Annotated in this window: 19 protein-coding genes; 6 read left to right on the top strand and 13 right to left on the bottom strand. The window is 70.5% G+C overall.

The window, feature by feature from the left end; translation table 11 throughout:
* Positions 1-567: 567 nt before the first annotated feature.
* Positions 568-882 (bottom strand): hypothetical protein, encoded by a 315-nt coding sequence (locus MTR79_RS30300; RefSeq protein ID WP_189364990.1) that lies wholly within the window; start codon positions 880-882, stop codon positions 568-570.
* Between the two features lie 21 nt (positions 883-903).
* Positions 904-2,583 carry a sodium:solute symporter family protein gene (locus tag MTR79_RS30295; RefSeq protein ID WP_086702687.1) on the bottom strand — a complete coding sequence of 560 codons (1,680 nt, stop codon included), beginning with the start codon at positions 2,581-2,583 and terminating at the stop codon, positions 904-906.
* A 177-nt stretch (positions 2,584-2,760) separates the two neighbouring features.
* Here MTR79_RS30295 and galT point away from each other — a divergent pair, with 177 nt between their 5' ends.
* Genes galT through galK form a run of 3 tightly spaced genes read left to right on the top strand, consistent with a single transcriptional unit; the run spans position 2,761 to position 5,981 of the window.
* Complete coding sequence (galT, locus tag MTR79_RS30290) at positions 2,761-3,822, top strand: galactose-1-phosphate uridylyltransferase (protein WP_086702688.1); 1,062 nt, start codon at positions 2,761-2,763, stop codon at positions 3,820-3,822.
* Positions 3,819-4,781: a UDP-glucose 4-epimerase GalE gene (gene galE, locus MTR79_RS30285; protein WP_086702689.1), complete on the top strand. Its 963-nt coding sequence runs from the start codon at positions 3,819-3,821 to the stop codon at positions 4,779-4,781. The genes galT and galE overlap by 4 nt, the downstream gene beginning before the upstream one ends.
* 27 nt (positions 4,782-4,808) lie before the next feature.
* Positions 4,809-5,981, top strand: a complete 1,173-nt coding sequence (gene galK, locus MTR79_RS30280; RefSeq protein ID WP_086702691.1) for a galactokinase — start codon at positions 4,809-4,811, stop codon at positions 5,979-5,981.
* A 74-nt stretch (positions 5,982-6,055) separates the two neighbouring features.
* On the opposite strand, the gene MTR79_RS30275 is transcribed toward galK, so the two are convergent.
* Entirely contained in the window at positions 6,056-6,523 is a 468-nt protein-coding gene (locus MTR79_RS30275; protein WP_086702708.1) for a hypothetical protein, read from the bottom strand.
* 106 nt (positions 6,524-6,629) lie between these two features.
* Entirely contained in the window at positions 6,630-7,073 is a 444-nt protein-coding gene (locus MTR79_RS30270) for a GNAT family N-acetyltransferase (RefSeq protein WP_244792504.1), read from the bottom strand.
* A gap of 305 nt (positions 7,074-7,378) precedes the next feature.
* Between MTR79_RS30270 and MTR79_RS30265 the strand changes: the two genes are divergently transcribed.
* A complete protein-coding gene (locus MTR79_RS30265) occupies positions 7,379-8,146 on the top strand; it encodes a response regulator transcription factor (protein WP_086702692.1) in 768 nt (255 codons plus the stop codon).
* On the opposite strand, the gene MTR79_RS30260 is transcribed toward MTR79_RS30265, so the two are convergent.
* The gene (locus MTR79_RS30260; protein WP_048457365.1) at positions 8,105-8,602 is read right to left on the bottom strand and encodes a MarR family transcriptional regulator; all 498 of its coding nucleotides are present in this window, start codon (positions 8,600-8,602) and stop codon (positions 8,105-8,107) included. The two genes, MTR79_RS30265 and MTR79_RS30260, sit on opposite strands and share 42 nt — an antisense overlap.
* A gap of 115 nt (positions 8,603-8,717) precedes the next feature.
* Between MTR79_RS30260 and MTR79_RS30255 the strand changes: the two genes are divergently transcribed.
* Positions 8,718-9,542: a trans-aconitate 2-methyltransferase gene (locus MTR79_RS30255; RefSeq protein ID WP_244792502.1), complete on the top strand. Its 825-nt coding sequence runs from the start codon at positions 8,718-8,720 to the stop codon at positions 9,540-9,542.
* A 1-nt stretch (position 9,543) separates the two neighbouring features.
* Here MTR79_RS30255 and MTR79_RS30250 read toward each other — a convergent pair whose 3' ends face one another.
* The 4 genes from MTR79_RS30250 to MTR79_RS30235 are packed head-to-tail and all read right to left on the bottom strand — an operon-like array spanning position 9,544 to position 11,766.
* A complete protein-coding gene (locus MTR79_RS30250) occupies positions 9,544-9,792 on the bottom strand; it encodes a type II toxin-antitoxin system RelE/ParE family toxin (RefSeq protein WP_086702695.1) in 249 nt (82 codons plus the stop codon).
* Positions 9,789-10,040 carry a type II toxin-antitoxin system Phd/YefM family antitoxin gene (locus MTR79_RS30245; RefSeq protein WP_006135801.1) on the bottom strand — a complete coding sequence of 84 codons (252 nt, stop codon included), beginning with the start codon at positions 10,038-10,040 and terminating at the stop codon, positions 9,789-9,791. Before MTR79_RS30245 ends, MTR79_RS30250 begins: the two co-directional genes overlap by 4 nt.
* A 41-nt stretch (positions 10,041-10,081) precedes the next feature.
* Entirely contained in the window at positions 10,082-10,756 is a 675-nt protein-coding gene (locus MTR79_RS30240) for a TetR/AcrR family transcriptional regulator (RefSeq protein ID WP_086702697.1), read from the bottom strand.
* Positions 10,753-11,766 (bottom strand): fatty acid desaturase, encoded by a 1,014-nt coding sequence (locus MTR79_RS30235; RefSeq protein ID WP_244792500.1) that lies wholly within the window; start codon positions 11,764-11,766, stop codon positions 10,753-10,755. The genes MTR79_RS30240 and MTR79_RS30235 overlap by 4 nt, the downstream gene beginning before the upstream one ends.
* A 293-nt stretch (positions 11,767-12,059) precedes the next feature.
* Between MTR79_RS30235 and ppc the strand changes: the two genes are divergently transcribed.
* Complete coding sequence (gene ppc / locus MTR79_RS30230; RefSeq protein ID WP_086702698.1) at positions 12,060-14,792, top strand: phosphoenolpyruvate carboxylase; 2,733 nt, start codon at positions 12,060-12,062, stop codon at positions 14,790-14,792.
* Positions 14,793-14,870: 78 nt separating this feature from the next.
* Here ppc and MTR79_RS30225 read toward each other — a convergent pair whose 3' ends face one another.
* From MTR79_RS30225 to MTR79_RS30210, 4 genes are all read right to left on the bottom strand, one after another.
* Positions 14,871-15,356, bottom strand: coding sequence for a hypothetical protein (locus tag MTR79_RS30225; protein ID WP_189364993.1), 486 nt, complete (start codon positions 15,354-15,356; stop codon positions 14,871-14,873).
* Positions 15,357-15,448: 92 nt separating this feature from the next.
* Positions 15,449-16,051, bottom strand: a complete 603-nt coding sequence (gene pth / locus MTR79_RS30220) for an aminoacyl-tRNA hydrolase (protein ID WP_121720284.1) — start codon at positions 16,049-16,051, stop codon at positions 15,449-15,451.
* A gap of 74 nt (positions 16,052-16,125) precedes the next feature.
* Positions 16,126-16,719 (bottom strand): 50S ribosomal protein L25/general stress protein Ctc, encoded by a 594-nt coding sequence (locus MTR79_RS30215; protein WP_086702703.1) that lies wholly within the window; start codon positions 16,717-16,719, stop codon positions 16,126-16,128.
* A gap of 206 nt (positions 16,720-16,925) precedes the next feature.
* A complete protein-coding gene (locus MTR79_RS30210; RefSeq protein WP_086702704.1) occupies positions 16,926-17,906 on the bottom strand; it encodes a ribose-phosphate diphosphokinase in 981 nt (326 codons plus the stop codon).
* Positions 17,907-17,908: the final 2 nt, after the last annotated feature.

The raw sequence follows: 17,908 nt of genomic DNA, 5'->3' as shown, positions 1-17,908 counted from the left end.
GGCGCGTCGTGCCGTCCGGCGGGGGTTCGGGTTTGACGCCTGCGGCGCGTCGTGCCGTCCGGCGGGGGTGCGGGTTTGACGCCTGCGGCGCAGGGTTCTGTGCGGTGGGGGCGGGGCGTAGCGCCTACGGGCGGTGGGTGGTGCGGGGCCGCGGTGGGGGCGGTCGTCCTCGGTCTGGCGCGAGAGTGCGTGCTGGAGAGGCACAGGGGGAGGACGCGCCAGCCGCTGCGGGCGCCCACCCCCACCCCGTCCCCTCCCCGCCGCGAGCGGCTACACCGCCGTCGTGGCGGGCACACGTCCCGCCACCCGCGGGCATTCGTGCCGCTTAGGGCGGCACGGGTGGGCGCGGCGGCACCCTGCCGGCGCCAGGTGCGCGAACATCCCCCGGCCCGCACCGACGCCGGCGCCCACTGCCCCGCCGGCCGCGGGCAGGCGTGGCGCCTGGGCCCGACGGGGGCACCCCTCGTTCGGGCGAAGCCGGGCCGCACCCACGCGGGTGCCGCGAACGCACACGGGGTGTGCAACCCCCGTACGTGAGGGTGCACACCCCGTGTGACAGGGACGGCGTCAAGGAGTGGACGCGTCCTTGTCCTCAGGGACCGCCGGGGGCGGTGGCGTCGGGCGGAGCCAGAGCCACAACAGGAACAGGAGCCCGAGGATCAGCATCCCCAGCCCCGTCCACAGGTTGATATTGACCCCCGCCGCCTTCTCGATGTCGGCATCCGACGCGGTGAACCCGGCGATCATCACGATCACCCCGTACACGACGAACAACCCACCGATGATCCGCCGGATGTCGAACAGGCGCGCGGCCGTGGCGGACTTGGTCTCCAGCTCGGTGATCTCCTTCTGGAGATCGTCCTCGGAGTAGTGATCGGACATGCTCTCTCAATCCTCCCGCGGTCAGAACGAGAACGGGATGTAGCAGGCGGCAGCCAGAATCACCGCGCCCCAGCCCAGCAGCGCCGGCTTGCGGTACCACGCGTCGTCGCCCTCGGCGGGCGGCTCCGCCATGCCGGGCGAGCGGGTGCCGTACACCAGCCCCTGCAGCTCGGCCTGCGGCTTCGGCGCCGTGAACAGCGACACCGCGACCATCACGACCGCGCCCGCGACGAAGCCCGCGATCGCGGAGACGAAGTTGGCGCCCTGGTCGGAGGGGATGTCGATGACGCCCTGCTCGTAGATGTAGAAGTAGTTCACCATCGCCGCGGTGGTACCCGCGAGCAGGCCCCAGAAGCCGGACTTCATGGACGCCCGCTTCCAGAACATGCCGATGATGAAGACGACGAACATCGGCACGTTGAAGAAGGAGAACAGCGTCTGCAGGTAGGCCATGATGTTGGAGAACGAGCTGGCCAGGAACGCCGTGCCGATGGACGCGAGCACGCCGATCGCGGTGATCAGGCGGCCGAAGCGGACGTAGTAGGAGTCCTCGCGGTCCTTCACCACGTACTTCTGCCAGATGTCGGCGGTGAAGACGGTGTTGAAGGACGAGACGTTCGCCGCCATGCCCGCCATGAACGCGGCGAGCAGACCGGTCACGGCGATGCCGAGCACACCGTTGGGCAGCAGCTGCTGCATCAGGTACGGGATGGCGTCGTTGTACTGCAGGTCCGAGCCGGCGGTGCCGATCCTGGGGACCAGCACGGCGGCGACCAGGCCGGGGATCATCACCAGGAAGACGATGAAGATCTTCGGGAACGCGGCGATCAGCGGGGTGCGCTGGGCCGCGGAGAGGTTCTTCGCGGACAGTGCGCGCTGCACCTCGGCGAAGTTGGTCGTCCAGTAGCCGAAGGAGAGGACGAAGCCGAGGCCGAGGACGATGGTCAGCCAGTTGGCGCCGAGCGGGTTGTCGCTGCCGATGCCGGTGCCGCCCCACGCGGTCATGAAGTTGTCGCCGCGGGCCGAGGTGAGCTGGTCGGACAGGCCGTCCCAGCCGCCGACGCTCTTCAGGCCGAGCACGGTGATCGGGATGAGCGCGGCGAGGATGACGAAGAACTGCAGGACCTCGTTGTAGATCGCCGAGGACAGACCGCCCAGGGTGATGTAGCCCAGGACGAAGGCTCCGGCGACGACGATGGCCACCCACTGCGGCCAGCCGAGGAGCGCCTCGACGACGATCGCCAAGGCGTAGAGGTTGACGCCCGCGATGAGGATGGCGGCCGCGGCGAAGAGGATCGAGCTCAGCAGGTGCGCCGCCTTGTCGAAGCGCAGCAGCAGGAACTCGGGGACCGAGCGGACCTTGGAGCCGTAGTAGAACGGCATCATCACGAGGCCCAGGAACACCATCGCGGGGATGGCGCCGATCCAGTACCAGTGCGTCGTGTAGACGCCGTACTGCGCGCTGTTCGCGGCCATGCCGAGGATCTCGGTGGCGCCGAGGTTGGCCGCGATGAACGCGAGTCCGGTGACCCAGGCGGGCAGCGAGCGGCCGGACAGGAAGAAGTCCAGGCTCGTCTTGACCGACCGGCGGGCGGCGAAGCCGATGCCCAGCACGACGAGGAAGTAGATCCCGAGGATCGTGTAGTCCAGCCAGTTGGTGGGGAGCCGAAGCTCCGCGGCCAGGTATGTGGGGGTATGCATACGCACTCGCTTCGTTCGCGAACTGATCCGACGCGGAATCTACGCCTCCGTGTTCAATAGCTGAACACGTTCCTACACGTTCTTTGTTTGATTGTGATGAGAGCCGCGCGATGGTGAGTTGTGATGTGTTATGTTTGATTGTGTTGAGTGACTGGGCGGGTGCGGAGGAGTGCCACAGTGAAGAAGACCTCGACCCGGCTGGCCGACGGACGTGAGCTCATCTACTACGACCTCGCCGACGACACCGTGCGCGACGCGGTCGACCGCCGGCCGCTGGACGCCACCGTGACCACGTCCGAGATCCGCCGCGACGAGCTCCTGGGCGATTCCGTCGCCATCGCCTCGCACCGGCAGGGCCGTACGTACCACCCGCCGGCCGACGAGTGCCCGCTGTGCCCGTCGGAGGGCGACCGGCTGAGCGAGATCCCCGACTCCTCGTACGACGTGGTGGTCTTCGAGAACCGCTTCCCCTCGCTCGCCGGGGACTCCGGCCGCTGCGAGGTCGTCTGTTTCACCTCCGACCACAACGCCTCCTTCGCCTCGCTGAGCGAACGGCAGGCGCGGCTGGTGCTGGACGCCTGGACGGACCGCACGTCCGAGCTGTCGCATCTGCCCTCCGTTGAACAGGTGTTCTGCTTCGAGAACCGGGGCGCCGAGATCGGGGTCACCCTCCAGCACCCCCACGGGCAGATCTACGCCTACCCCTTCACCACTCCCCGCACCGCCCTGATGCTGCGCCAGGTGGCGGCACACAAGGAGGCGACGGGCGGGGACAACCTGTTCGACGCCGTGGTCGAGCGGGAACGCGCCGGCGAGCGGGTCGTCCTGGAGGGTGAACACTGGGTGGCGTTCGTGCCGTACGCGGCGCACTGGCCGTACGAGGTCCACCTGTACCCCAGGCGCAGGGTGCCCGACCTGCTGGGACTCGACGAGGCGGCGCGCGCGGAGTTCCCCCGGGTGTACCTGGAACTGCTCAGGCGCTTCGACCGGATCTTCGGGGAGAACGAGCCGCCCACGCCGTACATCGCCGCCTGGCACCAGGCGCCGTTCGGCCCGCTGGACGACTTCGACGGCGTGACACGCGACGACTTCGCGCTGCACCTGGAGCTTTTCACCATCCGCCGTACGTCCGGCAAGCTGAAGTTCCTCGCGGGCTCCGAGTCCGGCATGAACGTGTTCATCAACGACGTGCCGCCGGAGCGCGCGGCCGAACGACTGCGGGAGGTAGCGAGTTCATGAGCGGGAAGTACCTGGTCACCGGGGGCGCGGGATACGTAGGCAGTGTCGTCGCCCAGCATCTGGTCGAGGCCGGTCACGAGGTCGTCGTGCTCGACAACCTCTCCACCGGCTTCCGTGAGGGCGTTCCCGCGGGCGCCACGTTCGTCGAGGGCGACATCCGCGACGCCGCCAAGTGGCTGGACGCGTCGTTCGACGGCGTGCTGCACTTCGCCGCCTTCTCCCAGGTCGGGGAGTCGGTGCAGAAGCCGGAGAAGTACTGGGACAACAACGTCGGCGGCACCATGGCGCTGCTCGGCGCCATGCGCGAGGCCGGCGTGCGCCGCCTGGTGTTCTCCTCCACGGCCGCCACCTACGGCGAGCCCGAGCAGGTCCCGATCCTGGAGACCGCCCCCACCCGGCCCACCAGCCCCTACGGCGCCTCCAAACTCGCCGTCGACCACATGATCAGCGGCGAGGCGCAGGCGCACGGGCTCGGCGCGGTCTCCCTGCGCTACTTCAACGTCGCCGGCGCCTACGGCGCGTACGGCGAGCGCCACGACCCCGAGTCGCATCTCATCCCCCTGGTGCTCCAGGTCGCCCAGGGCCGGCGCGAGGCGATCTCCGTCTACGGCGACGACTACCCGACGCCCGACGGCACCTGCGTGCGCGACTACATCCACGTCGCCGACCTGGCCGAGGCGCACCTGCTCGCGCTGACGGCGGCCACGCCCGGCGAGCACCTGATCTGCAACCTCGGCAACGGCAACGGCTTCTCGGTCCGCGAGGTGATCCGGACCGTCCGCAAGGTCACCGGGCACCCGATCCCCGAGGTCGTCGCACCGCGCCGGGGCGGCGACCCCGCGACCCTGGTGGCGTCCGCCGCCACGGCCCGCGAGAAGCTCGGCTGGAACCCGTCACGCGCGGACCTCGAGGGAATCGTCGCGGACGCGTGGGAGTTCGCGCAGCGGCGCGGCAACTAGGAGCAACGAAGGGTCAGGGGTCAAGGTATGAGCGAGTCCAGCGCGGCCGCCGCGGAAGCCGTCGCCGCACGGTTCGAGGAGCTGTACGGGAGCGCCCCCGACGGGGTGTGGGCGGCACCCGGCCGGGTCAACCTCATCGGCGAGCACACCGACTACAACGACGGCTTCGTCATGCCGTTCGCCCTGCCGCACACCGCGGTGGCGGCGGTGTCCCGGCGCGACGACGGCGTACTGCGCCTGCACTCCGCCGACATCGGCGGGCCCGTCGTCGAACTGACGGTGGACGGCCTCGCCCCCGAGTCCGACAAGCGCTGGACCGCCTACCCGGCGGGCGTCGTCTGGGCACTGCGCGAGGCCGGCCACGCGGTCACCGGCGCGGACGTCCACCTCGCGTCCACCGTCCCGGCAGGCGCCGGCCTGTCCTCCTCGGCCGCCCTGGAGGTCGTGGTCGCCCTCGCGCTGAACGACCTCTTCGCCCTCGGTCTGCGCGGCTGGCAGCTCGCCCGGCTGTCCCAGCGCGCGGAGAACGTCTACGTGGGCGCGCCCGTCGGCATCATGGACCAGACGGCGTCCGCCTGCTGCGAGGCGGGTCACGCCCTGTTCCTCGACACCCGTGACCTGTCCCAGCGTCAGATCCCCTTCGACCTGGCCGCCGAGGGCATGCGCCTGCTCGTCGTCGACACCCAGGTCAAGCACAGCCACAGCGAGGGCGAGTACGGCAAGCGCCGCGAGGGCTGCGAGAAGGGCGCGGCCCTGCTCGGCGTCGACGCCCTGCGGGACGTGCCCTACGACGATCTGGACGCGGCGCTGGCCCGCCTCGGCGACGACGAGGAGGTCCGCCGCCTGGTCCGCCACGTGGTGACCGAGGACCACCGCGTCGAGCAGGTCGTCTCCCTCCTGGAGTCGGGCGACACCCGCGCCATCGGCCCCCTCCTGGTCGAGGGCCACGCCTCTCTCCGCGACGACTTCCGCGTCTCCTGTCCCGAACTCGACCTGGTCGTCGACACGGCGGTGTCGGCCGGCGCGCTGGGCGCCCGTATGACGGGCGGCGGCTTCGGCGGCTCGGCGATCGTGCTGGTGGAGGAGGGGGACGTCCCGACGATCACCAAGGCGGTCGAGGAGGCCTTCGCTGCGGCGGGATTCAAGACGCCCCGCGTCTTCGAGGCGGTGCCTTCGGCGGGGGCGCGGCGGGTGCGGTAGCCGCTGCGACGCGCACGTCGGGCAAAGTCGTCCGGTGCCGGCCCGGCGGACAGCCGGGCCGGCACCGACGGGTGTCAGGGAGACAGGCTCGCTGCCACGCGGTTTGCGCAGTCACGGTCGACCGCGTTGACGGACAGCCCGGTGAAGTCCTGAGCCTGCTCGGGGAGGGCACCGGTTCCGCCGATGAAGTCCAGCGTCCAAGGGGTCTTGCGCAGGGAGAGCACCTGTATTCCGTCGTTCGTCGAGAACTTCGTCCGGAGCCATCCCCGCTGCTTCAGCTCGTCGGCCATCCGTTCGGTGTCCCTCGGATCGGGTTCCGCTGCCGTGGACACCACGGCTGTCACCGCGCAGGCGCTGAACTCGCGGTTGTCCATCTCGCTGAAGCGCGCCCCCTCGAACTCTCCCGCCGCCAGGCCGGCACGGATGTCCGCTCGCGCCTCCGCGAGGCTGATCGCGGCACGAGGTTTGTCCCGGGACGCCTTTGTCCCGGTGCCCGGAGATTCCGGTTCCGCTGCCTCGTCAGCGCATCCGGACAGCAGCATCGCCGCCGCCGTCGCGGCAACGACCCCCTTCGGCAGTACCCGCACCGTTCCCCCCGCCTCGCCCGATCATGGAACTCGCATGCTAGCGAGGGAAGTCGGTGAGCCCTCACCCAATCTGTTTCGTCAGGGTGTACTCCGTGATCCCCGGCGGATAGTCGGGGATCACGCAGACCACCTCGTAGCCCTGCTTCCGGTAGAAGTCCGGGGCCTGGAAGTCCCAGGTCTCCACGCGGGAGTGGGTGCAGGCGCGTTCGGTGGTGGCGAGGCGTTCCGCCTCGGTCAGGAGCGTGGAGCCGAGGCCGGTGCCGCGGTGGGGCGCGTCGACCCAGAGGTAGGTCACGTGGAGCCACGTCGTCCAGGTGTGGCCGACCAGGCCGCCCGCGAGTCGGCCGTTCGCGTCCGACGCCCACACGTGCAAAGGGGATTCGCGCTCGGCGGGGGTTCCCCGGAGGGCCCGCAGGACCGGCGAGGCCGCCGTGTTGGTGTCCCGCAGCCGCCTGTGGAGCAGATCGCGTCGGGCCTTGTCGACTTCTGTCTCAAGACGAAACATGCGGCACACCATAAACGCGCAAGGCCGCCAGTTCTGCAAATCGACTTCCGCTCCGGGCCCCCGCCCGTACTCTGATGAACAGCGCCGGTGGGGGCCGGCGTGCGTTCAGGGGGCGAGACAGCCGGGCACGGCGTCCGGGGCGGGGGTGGCGGTTGTCGCGCGGCGGCGGCCGTGCGGACGACGCCGTCCCGTCCCGCGTCCGGCGAGGAAAGCCACGGGGGCCTCGGTGCCGTGTCCGCGCCGGTGTCGTCCACCGGTGACGGGGTAGTCCCCTGCTCTGGGAAGAGCGTGGGGAAGGGGGTTACGTGGTTCGCATTCGAGTCCTGGTCGTCGACGACCACCGTATCTTCGCCGAGTCGCTGGCCGCGGCGCTGGCCGCGGAGCCCGACGTCGACGTGTCCGCGGCGGGCAGCGGTCCGGCGGCGCTGCGGTGTCTGGAGCGGGCGGCGGCCGAGGGGCGGCGGTTCGACGTCATGCTCGTCGACGCCGACCTGGGCGTCCCCGTGCCGGACGGGCGCCCGGCCGTGCCCGTGCAGGCCGTCGACGAGGACGGCGCCGTGGACGGCATCTCCCTGGTGAGCGGCGTGCGTTCGGCGCAGCCGCAGGTGCGGGTCGTCGTGCTCGCCGAGAAGGACGACCCGGCCCGCGCCGCCCTCGCCCTCCAGGCGGGCGCCTCCGGCTGGGTCGCCAAGGACTGCTCGCTGAGCCGGCTGCTCACGGTCATCCGCGGTGTGCTGCGCGACGAGACCCATCTGCCGCCCGCGCTGCTGACCGGTGTCCTGCGGGAGTTGACCGCCGCCCGGCGTCATCGCACGGAGAGTGAACGGCTCGTGGAGTCGCTCACCCCGCGCGAGCGGGAGGTGCTGCGCTGCATGGTCGCCGGCCTGGGACGCAAGGCCGTCGCCGAGCGCCTCTATCTGTCCCCGCACACCGTGCGCACCCATATGCAGAACGTCCTCGGCAAGCTGGGCGTGCACTCCACGCTGGCCGCCGTCGCCCTCGCGCGGCGGGCCGGGGTCGGACCGGTCGACCTATCCGGGGATGTTGTCGAACGGGGCGGTCAACTGGCGTAGAAGACCCGCCAGTTCCACCCGCTGTGAGTGCGTGAGCTCGCCGAGGATCGCCCGTTCCTGGGCGAGCAGACCCGCCAGCGCCTGGTCCGCGCGGTCCTTGCCCTCGTCGGTCAGCCGCACCAGCACACCGCGCCGGTCGCTGGGGTCCGGCAGCCGCTCCACCAGGCCCTTCTTGGCGAGCCGGTCGATGCGGTTGGTCATCGTGCCCGAGGTGACGAGCGTCTGCGTGAGGAGCTGCCCGGGGGAGAGCTGGTACGGGGTGCCCGCGCGGCGCAGCGCGGTCAGCACGTCGAACTCCCAGGACTCCAGGCCGTGCTCCGTGAAGGCGAGGCGGCGTGCGCGGTCCAGATGCCGGGCCAGTCTGCTGACCCGGCTGAGCACCTCGAGCGGTTCCACGTCGAGGTCCGGGCGCTCCCGGCGCCACGCTGCGACCAGCCGATCGACCTCGTCCTCCATAAGGATCAGTGTAGTGGTTGTGTCGACGTGAAGTCTCTTGATGTCAAGTCTCTTGACGCCGAGAGTTCTTGCCCGGCAGGCTGGAGGTACGCCGATCCGCGATCCGGGAGGTCCCGTGTCCGCAGCAGCCGCCCGTCCCGTCTGGGACCCCGCCCAGTACCTGCGTCACGCCGGGCACCGCACCCGGCCCTTCACCGACCTGCTCGCCCGCGTCCCCGAACTGCCCGGCGACCCGCCCCGCATCGCCGACCTCGGCTGCGGCGCCGGCAACGCCACCGCCCTCCTCACGGAGCGCTGGCCCGCCGCGCGCGTCACCGGCTACGACAACTCCCCGGAGATGCTCGGCAAGGCCCGCGCCGACCACGAGGGCCCCACCGGCGGAGGCGGCCGCCTCGACTTCGCCCACGCCGACGCGGGCACCTGGACGCCCGGGGAGTCGTACGACCTGATCGTCAGCAACGCCACCCTTCAGTGGGTGCCCGGCCACGTCGAGCGGTTCGGAGCGTGGATCGACGGACTCGTGTCCGGCGGGGTCCTCGCCTTCCAGGTGCCCGGCAACTTCGGCGCCCCCAGCCACACCCTGATGCGCGACCTCGCCGCCTCCCCACGATGGCGGGACCGTCTGTCCGGGGTGCTGCGCCACGAGGACGCCGTCCTGCCGCCCGAGGGGTACCTGGACCGCCTGGCCGCCCTCGGCTGCTCCGTGGACGCCTGGGAGACGACGTACGTCCATCTGCTGACGGGGGAGGACCCCGTGCTCGACTGGGTGAAGGGCACGGGGCTGCGGCCCGTCCTCACCGCACTCGACGACGACCCGCCGGCGCGGGAGGAGTTCCTCGCCGAGTACCGCGCCGCACTGCGCCGGGCCTACCCGGCCACCGTGCACGGCACCCTGTTCCGCTTCCGCCGCGTCTTCGCCGTCGCCGTCAGGGAGGCGTGATTCAGGGGGTGCGGCCCAGGTGGGTGACGAGGATGTGGATCACGTCGTCGTCGATGACGTAGAGCACCCGGTAGTCGCCGACGCGCAGTCGGCGCGCTGTCGGTCCGTAGGCGACGGAGTGGGCGGGCCGGGGCTCCTTCGCCAGGGTGTCGACGGCCTCGTAGACGGCGGCCAGCCCTGCCGGGTCGTCGCGGAGGAACCGTACGGCCGCGTCCGTGGCGTTGGGCTCCCAGATGATGCGACAGGTCACGGGCGCAGCCCCAGCATGCGTCCGACCTCTTCGTGCGGGATGCCTTCGCCGAGGAGGCCCGCAGCCTTGCGGCGCTCGTAGTCGGCAACCGCCAACGCGTCTTCCAGATCCTCTATGACCTGCGGCGACACGAGAAGCGCGGCCACGTGTCCGTGATCCGTGAGGGCGATGGTCTCGCGGCCGTGGGCTGCGCGACGCACGAGGTCGCCGAGCTGGGCACGGGCTGCGCTGATCGTGATCTCAGTCATGCGCACATGATTGCACAAGGTTAATCTAGTGCGCTGTAGTTTCAGCTCTTCCGGTGGCCTATCAGACGCGGCTTCGGCTCCAGGCCGTCCAGACCGTGCCAGGCGAGGTTCACCAGATGGGCCGCCACCTCCGCCTTCTTCGGCTTGCGCACGTCCAGCCACCACTGGCCGGTCAGCGCCACCATCCCGACCAGCGCCTGCGCGTACAGCGGGGCCAGCTTCGGGTCGAAGCCGCGCGACTTGAACTCGCGGCCCAGGATGTCCTCCACCTGGGTGGCGATGTCCGAGATCAGCGAGGCGAAGGACCCCGTCGACTGGGGGATGGGGGAGTCACGGACCAGGATGCGGAACCCGTCCGTGTACTCCTCGATGTAGTCCAGCAGCGCGAACGCGGCCTGCTCGCACAGCTCCCGCGGGTGACCGGCCGTCAGCGAGCCGGTCACCATGTCCAGCAGCCGCCCCATCTCCCGGTCCACCACGACCGCGTACAGCCCCTCCTTGCCGCCGAAGTGTTCATACACCACGGGTTTGGAGACCCCGGCCTTCGCCGCGATCTCCTCCACCGACGTGCCTTCGAACCCCTTGGCCGCGAAGAGGGTGCGGCCGATCTCCAGCAGCTGCTGGCGGCGCTCGGCACCGGTCATCCGGGTGCGGCGCGCACGCCGCGGCTTGTCATTGCTTGGGGTGCTGGAGTCGGTCGCCACGGCGACCATCATGCCGCCTCGGCGGCTTCCCTCCCGCGCGGGGCGGCGCCATCCGGGCTGACACGGCGCGAATCGATACGCGAGCGTGACGGCCACCGCACGTCGTACGCCCAGCCCAGCTGCTCGAACCAGCGGATCAGCCGTGCCGAGGAGTCCAGCTGCCAGCGCTCCACACCGTGCCGCGCCGAGGTGGGGTCGGCGTGATGCAGGTTGTGCCACGACTCACCGCACGACAGGATCGCCAGCCACCACACGTTGCCCGAGCGGTCCCGCGACTTGAACGGACGCTTGCCCACCGCGTGGCAGATCGAGTTGATCGACCACGTCACATGGTGCAGCAGAGCCACCCGGACGAGTGACCCCCAGAAGAAGCCGGTGAACGCACCCCACCAGGACATCGTCACCAGACCGCCGATCAGCGCGGGCAACGCCAGCGACAGCACCGTCCACAGCACGAACAGACGGGAGATGCGCCGCAGCGCCGGGTCCTTGATCAGATCCGGCGCGTACTTGTCCTGCGGCGTCTGCTCCTCGTCGAACATCCACCCGATGTGCGCCCACCACAGGCCCTTCATGAGCGCCGGGACGGTCTCCCCGTACCGCCACGGCGAGTGCGGGTCGCCCTCCGCGTCGGAGAACTTGTGATGCTTGCGGTGGTCGGCCACCCAGCGCACCAGCGGTCCCTCGACCGCCATCGAACCGGCGACGGCCAGCGCGATCTTCAGCGGCCGCTTCGCCTTGAACGAGCCGTGCGTGAAGTGACGGTGGAAGCCGATGGTGATGCCGTGGCATCCCAGGTAGTAGAAGAAGGCCAGCAGGCCGAGGTCCAGCCAGCTCACCCCCCATCCCCATGCCAGCGGCACGGCCGCCAGCAGCGCGAGGAAGGGGACGACGATGAAGAGGAGCAGCGTGATCTGCTCGATGGACCGCTTCCGCTCCCCGCCCAGCGTGGCGGAGGGTGCGGTGTCGTCGGGCCGGGACTGCTTCGGGGCTTCGTCGAGCACGTCGGAGCTTGAGGTCATGCGTTCCCCTGTGGGGTATGTGGACTGAGGGAAGGTGCCGAACCGCCGGAACCGCATCGCTTTCCTACGGTCCCGTAACCTACGGCATCGTAAGTATGGCAGTGCGTAGCCCCGCGGCAAGAGCCCGTGGGCCAGCGCGTCCGGCTCGGCACCTATCCTTGGAAGTCGGTCGGACAGCGCGGTCCGCTCTGATTTCTTCCCGGACGTCCGGCCCGCAAGCGGCGCACGCCGCGCGGGACGCTCGTTCGGGTTCCCTCCCAGATGAGCTTCCAACACTGCAAGGAGCCGCACCTGTGAGCAGTGCCGACGACCAGACCACCACGACGAGCGCCGAACTGCGTGCCGACATCCGCCGACTGGGCGACCTCCTCGGCGAGACGCTCGTCCGGCAGGAGGGCCCGGAACTCCTCGACCTCGTCGAGAAGGTCCGCCGCCTCACCCGCGAGGACGGCGAGGCCGCCGCCGAGCTGCTGCGCGGCACCGAACTGGAGACGGCGGCCAAGCTGGTGCGCGCCTTCTCCACCTACTTCCACCTGGCCAACGTCACCGAGCAGGTGCACCGCGGACGCGAACTCGCCGCCCGCCGCGCCGCCGAGGGCGGTTTGCTGTCCCGCACCGCCGACCGGCTCAAGGACGCCGACCCCGAGCACCTGCGGGCAACCGTCCGCAACCTCAACGTGCGTCCCGTCTTCACCGCCCACCCCACCGAGGCGGCCCGCCGTTCCGTCCTCAACAAGCTCCGCCGCATCGCCGCCCTCCTGGAGACCCCGGTCCTCGCCTCCGACCGGCGCCGCCTCGACACCCGCCTGGCGGAGAACATCGACCTCGTCTGGCAGACGGACGAACTGCGCGTGGTGCGCCCCGAGCCCGCCGACGAGGCCCGCAACGCCATCTACTACCTCGACGAGCTGCACGCCGGCGCCGTCGGCGACGTCCTGGAGGACCTCACCGCCGAACTGGAGCGCGTCGGCGTCCACCTGCCGGACGACACCCGCCCGCTGACCTTCGGCACCTGGATCGGCGGCGACCGCGACGGCAACCCCAACGTGACCCCCCAGGTCACCTGGGACGTCCTGATCCTGCAGCACGAGCACGGCATCAACGACGCCCTGGAGATGATCGACGAGCTGCGCGGATTCCTCTCCAACTCCATCCGCTACACCGGAGCCACCGAGGAACTGCTCACCTCCCTCCAGGCCGACCTGGAGGCGCTGCCCGAGATCAGCCCCCGCTACAAGCGGCTCAACGCCGAGGAGCCCTACCGGCTCAAGGCCACCTGCATCCGGCAGAAGCTGGAGAACACCAAGCTCCGCCTCGCCAAGGGCACCCCGCACGAGCCCGGCCGCGACTACCTCGGCACCAGCGAGCTCATCACCGACCTGCGGATCATCCAGGAGTCCCTGCGCCGGCACCGCGGAGGCCTCTTCGCCGACGGGCGCCTCGCCCGCACCATCCGCACCCTCGCCGCCTTCGGCCTCCAGCTCGCCACCATGGACGTCCGCGAGCACGCCGACGCCCACCACCACGCCCTCGGCCAGCTGTTCGACCGGCTGGGCGAGGAGTCCTGGCGCTACGCCGACATGCCCCGCGAGTACCGCGCCAAGCTGCTCGCCAAGGAGCTGCGCTCCCGCCGGCCGCTGGCGCCCACCCCGGCGCCCGTCGACGAGGCCGGCGAGAAGACCCTCGGCGTCTTCCGGACCGTCAAGCGCGCCCTGGAGGTCTTCGGCCCCGAGGTCGTCGAGTCGTACATCATCTCCATGTGCCAGGGCGCCGACGACGTGTTCGCCGCCGCCGTCCTCGCCCGCGAGGCCGGCCTCGTCGACCTGCACGCCGGCTGGGCGAAGATCGGCATCGTGCCGCTCCTCGAGACGACGGACGAGCTCAAGGCCGCCGACACGATCCTCGAGGACATGCTCTCCGACCCGTCCTACCGGCGCCTCGTCGCGCTCAGGGGCGACGTCCAGGAGGTCATGCTCGGCTACTCCGACTCCTCCAAGTTCGGCGGCATCACCACCAGCCAGTGGGAGATCCACCGCGCCCAGCGCCGGCTGCGCGACGTCGCCCACCGCTACGGCGTCCGGCTGCGCCTCTTCCACGGCCGCGGCGGCACCGTCGGCCGCGGCGGCGGCCCCACCCACGACGCGATCCTCGCCCAGCCCTGGGGCACCCTCGAGGGCGAGATCAAGGTCACCGAGCAGGGCGAGGTCATCTCCGACAAGTACCTCATCCCGTCCCTCGCCCGCGAGAACCTCGAACTGACCGTCGCCGCCACCCTCCAGGCCTCCGCCCTGCACACCGCGCCGCGCCAGTCCGTCGAGGCCCTCGCCCGCTGGGACGCCGCCATGGACGTCGTCTCCGACGCCGCCCACGCCGCGTACCGGTCCTTCGTCGAGGACCCCGACCTGCCGACGTACTTCCTCGCCTCCACCCCGGTCGACCAGCTCGCCGAGCTGCACCTGGGCTCGCGGCCCTCCCGCCGCCCCGGCTCAGGCGTCTCCCTCGACGGCCTGCGCGCCATCCCGTGGGTGTTCGGCTGGACCCAGTCCCGGCAGATCGTCCCCGGCTGGTTCGGCGTCGGCTCCGGCCTCAAGGCCCTGCGCGAGGCCGGCCTGGACACCGTGCTCGACGAGATGTACGAGCAGTGGCACTTCTTCCGCAACTTCGTCTCCAACGTGGAGATGACCCTCGCCAAGACGGACCTGAGGATCGCCCAGCACTACGTCGACACCCTCGTCCCGGACGAGCTCAAGCACGTCTTCGACACCATCAAGGCGGAGCACGCCCTGACCGTCACCGAGGTGCTGCGCGTCACCGGCGAGCAGGAACTGCTGGACGCCGACCCCGTCCTCAAGCAGACCTTCTCCATCCGCGACGCCTACCTGGACCCGATCTCCTACCTCCAGGTCGCCCTGCTCAAGCGCCAGCGCGACGCGGTCGCCGCCGGCGACCAGCCCGACCCGCTGCTCTCCCGCGCCCTGCTGCTCACCGTCAACGGCGTCGCCGCAGGCCTGCGCAACACCGGCTGACCCGCGGACGCACGAAACGGCGGCGCCCTCCGGCTCCTGCGAACCGGAGGGCGCCGCCCTCGTCATGTCCCGGGACCCCTACAGCACCACGAACGCCGCCGTCAGCAGTCCCGCGCCCGCCAGCGCCATCACCCACGCCGCGCGCGTCCGCAGCAGGCCGCCCGCCACCACCACCGACGCCAGCAGCAGCGCACCCCCGAGCGGCACCCACGCGTACAGCACCCCGGCAGGACCGGAGCGCACCGCCTCAGCGCCGCCCGGCTTCAGCACCACCGTGTAGGTGCGGCCCTCCTCCACGGCCACCGTGTCGCCCAGGACCACCTTGGCGCGCGGCTGCGCCCCCGGCGACAGCGGCCGGAACGGACCCTCGCAGGCGTCCTCGGCACACCGCGTCACCTCGACCGTGCCGCGCTCGCGGCCCTTGGTGAGCATCACGTGCTGCGCCGTCCCCCACGACGCCCATACGCCGGCGATCAGGATCAGCACGGCGACCGTGCCCATCGCCGCGAACCGGCCGAAGCGCAGTGCGGAGGAACCGCGCGAGGAACGGACAGCGGAAGGCATGGCCGCGATCTTTGGCCATGACCTCGCGCCCGGTCAACTCCGGCGGGCGGCACCAGGGCAGATGTCCGGCGTTGTCGCCCTCATCACCCGCGTCACGAGTTGTACGCGCTCTGCGCCCGCTCCAGACCCTCCGCCACCAGGCACTCCACCGCGTCCGCCGCCCGGTCCACGAGGTAGTCCAGCTCCTTGCGCTCCGCCGACGAGAAGTCCTTCAGCACGTAGTCCGCCACCTGCATCCGCCCCGGCGGCCGGCCGATCCCGAACCGCACCCGGTGGTAGTCCCGGCCGAACGCACCCGTCAGCGACTTCAGACCGTTGTGCCCGTTGTCCCCGCCGCCCAGCTTCAGCCGCAGCGTCCCGTAGTCGATGTCCAGCTCGTCGTGGACCGCCACCACCCGCTGCGGCGGCACCTTGTAGAACTCCCGCAGCGCGTTCACCGGCCCGCCCGACAGGTTCATGTACGACATCGGCTTCACCAGCACCACCCGCCGGCTGCCCGGCCCCGGAGGCCCGACCCGGCCCTCCACGACCTGCGCCTGCGCCTTCGCCGCCCGCTTGAACCGGCCGCCCATCCGCTCCGCCAGCAGGTCCGCGACCATGAACCCCACGTTGTGCCGGTTCATCGCGTACCCCGGCCCCGGATTGCCCAGCCCGGCGACCAGCCAAGGGCCCGCCGCGTCCTCCGTCACGCCCACGCTTCCTCCCACATACGCGTCGGCCGCCGCCCCGCACGGGAGCAGCGGCCGACGTACGACTGGATCCGAAAGGCTCAGGCCTCGGCGGCCTCGTCGCCCTCCTCGGCGCCCTCGGGCGCCTCCTCGGCCTGCGCAGCCAGGACCTGCAGCACCACGGCGTCCTCCTCGACGGCGAGGGTGACACCGCCGGGAAGCTTGATGTCCTTGGCGAGCACGGAGGCGCCGGCCTCCAGGCCCTCGACGGAGACGGTCACACCCTCCGGGATGTGCGTGGCCTCGGCCTCGACCGGCAGCGCGTCCAGGACGTACTCCAGCAGGTTGCCGCCCGGGGCCAGCTCACCCTCGGCCTGCACCGGGATCTCGACCTGGACCTTCTCGCCCCGCGTCACCAGCTGCAGGTCGACGTGGACCAGGAAGCCCTTCAGCGGGTCACGCTGGACGGACTTCGGGATGGCCAGCTCGTTGGTCTTGCCGTCGATGTCCAGCGCGATCAGGACGTTCGGCGTACGCAGGGCGAGCAGCAGTTCGTGGCCCGGGAACGTCAGGTGGATCGGGTCGGAACCGTGACCGTACAGAACACCGGGAACCTTGTCCTCACGACGGACACGGCGGGCAGCGCCCTTGCCGAACTCGGTGCGCGTCTCGGCGGCGATCTTCACCTCGGACATGATCACTCCTCATAGTCAGAAACGGACGTGGTCACCCGGCCACGAACGGCCTGCTACGAAGAGCGCGTCGATAACGGACCGCCGTACGGACTTCCGAAGAAGCGGTACGGCCTCCCTCGCCGAGCAACTCGTGCAGTTTACCCGGGCCAGGAGGCCGCACCCAAAACGATCACCGGCAGCCGAACGGATGTCGGACCGCAGAACCCTTACTGCTCGTCGAACAGGCTCGTCACCGAGCCGTCCTCGAACACCTCACGCGCCGCACGCGCGATCGTCGGCGCGATCGACAGCACCTTGATCTTGTCCAGACTCTCGCTCAGCTCACCCGGCGTCGGCAGCGTGTTCGTGAACACGAACTCGCTCACCTTCGAGTTCTTCAGACGGTCCGCCGCCGGACCCGACAGCACACCGTGCGTCGCCGTCACGATCACATCCTCCGCGCCGTGCGCGAACAACGCGTCCGCCGCCGCGCAGATCGTGCCACCGGTGTCGATCATGTCGTCCACCAGCACGCACACGCGGCCCTTCACCTCGCCGACCACCTCGTGCACCGTGACCTGGTTCGCCACGTCCTTGTCCCGGCGCTTGTGCACGATCGCCAGCGGCGCGCCCAGCCGGTCGCACCAGCGGTCCGCCACCCGCACACGGCCGGCGTCCGGGGACACCACCGTCAGCTTCGAACGGTCCACCTTCGCGCCCACGTAGTCCGCCAGCAGCGGCAACGCGAACAGGTGATCCACCGGACCGTCGAAGAAGCCCTGGATCTGGTCCGTGTGCAGGTCCACCGTCAGCAGACGGTCCGCACCCGCCGTCTTCATCAGATCCGCGATCAGACGCGCCGAGATGGGCTCACGACCGCGGTGCTTCTTGTCCTGCCGGGCATACCCGTAGAACGGCACGATCACCGTGATCGAACGGGCCGACGCACGCTTCAACGCGTCGATCATGATCAACTGCTCCATGATCCACTTGTTGATCGGCGCCGTGTGGCTCTGGATCAGGAAGCAGTCGGCGCCACGCGCCGACTCCTGATACCGCACATAGATCTCGCCGTTCGCGAAGTCGAAGGCCTTCGTCGGGACGACCCCGACACCCAGCTGCTGGGCGACCTCCTCGGCAAGCTCGGGGTGGGCGCGGCCGGAGAAGAACATCATCTTCTTCTCGCCGGTCGTCTTGATCCCGGTCACAG

The organism is Streptomyces sp. BJ20, assembly GCF_022869105.1.
Taxonomy (GTDB): domain Bacteria; phylum Actinomycetota; class Actinomycetes; order Streptomycetales; family Streptomycetaceae; genus Streptomyces; species Streptomyces griseoincarnatus.
This window is presented reverse-complemented; position numbering and strand designations above follow the sequence as displayed.

Excerpts from the sequence above, each read along its gene's own strand:
- MTR79_RS30295 (WP_086702687.1), bottom strand. The coding sequence starts at position 2,583 with ATGCATACCCCCACATACCTGGCCGCGGAGCTTCGGCTCCCCACCAAC.
- MTR79_RS30300 (WP_189364990.1), bottom strand. The coding sequence starts at position 882 with ATGTCCGATCACTACTCCGAGGACGATCTCCAGAAGGAGATCACCGAG.
- galE (WP_086702689.1), top strand. The coding sequence starts at position 3,819 with ATGAGCGGGAAGTACCTGGTCACCGGGGGCGCGGGATACGTAGGCAGT.
- MTR79_RS30240 (WP_086702697.1), bottom strand. The coding sequence starts at position 10,756 with ATGATGGTCGCCGTGGCGACCGACTCCAGCACCCCAAGCAATGACAAG.
- MTR79_RS30235 (WP_244792500.1), bottom strand. The coding sequence starts at position 11,766 with ATGACCTCAAGCTCCGACGTGCTCGACGAAGCCCCGAAGCAGTCCCGG.
- MTR79_RS30260 (WP_048457365.1), bottom strand. The coding sequence starts at position 8,602 with ATGGAGGACGAGGTCGATCGGCTGGTCGCAGCGTGGCGCCGGGAGCGC.
- MTR79_RS30270 (WP_244792504.1), bottom strand. The coding sequence starts at position 7,073 with ATGTTTCGTCTTGAGACAGAAGTCGACAAGGCCCGACGCGATCTGCTC.
- MTR79_RS30215 (WP_086702703.1), bottom strand. The coding sequence starts at position 16,719 with ATGTCCGAGGTGAAGATCGCCGCCGAGACGCGCACCGAGTTCGGCAAG.
- MTR79_RS30275 (WP_086702708.1), bottom strand. The coding sequence starts at position 6,523 with ATGCTGCTGTCCGGATGCGCTGACGAGGCAGCGGAACCGGAATCTCCG.
- galK (WP_086702691.1), top strand. The coding sequence starts at position 4,809 with ATGAGCGAGTCCAGCGCGGCCGCCGCGGAAGCCGTCGCCGCACGGTTC.
- MTR79_RS30225 (WP_189364993.1), bottom strand. The coding sequence starts at position 15,356 with ATGCCTTCCGCTGTCCGTTCCTCGCGCGGTTCCTCCGCACTGCGCTTC.
- MTR79_RS30245 (WP_006135801.1), bottom strand. The coding sequence starts at position 10,040 with ATGACTGAGATCACGATCAGCGCAGCCCGTGCCCAGCTCGGCGACCTC.